Below are 294 nucleotides of genomic sequence, written 5' to 3' on the forward strand. Positions count from 1 at the left end.
GCCGAGCCCGATGGCGATGAAGCGAAGCCAAGCCGGCCACGGGCGCCATGAACCGTCGGCCGCCCTGAACGGCCGCAGCAACCCCATCAGGATCAGGATGACGCCGACGATGATGGTGGCGACGAAACTCCTGGCGATCGTCAGCGAAAGCGGCGACCCCATCTTCTCGTTGACTACCGACAGGAAGTAGTTGAGGCCCAATACGATGGCCATTGCCGTTGCCAGACCAACGAGCCAGCGCGCCGGACCGGTCGCAATCGGGATCAGCCGCCAGTTGGGCAGGCGTGGCTCGAG

Annotated in this window: 1 pseudogene; it reads right to left on the bottom strand. The window is 65.0% G+C overall.

Annotation, left to right across the window (positions count from 1 at the left end):
- Positions 1-294, bottom strand: a pseudogene (locus tag EN859_RS37085) (mechanosensitive ion channel family protein); the annotation flags it as partial.

Source organism: Mesorhizobium sp. M00.F.Ca.ET.216.01.1.1 (genome assembly GCF_004010325.2).
Lineage (GTDB): Bacteria > Pseudomonadota > Alphaproteobacteria > Rhizobiales > Rhizobiaceae > Mesorhizobium.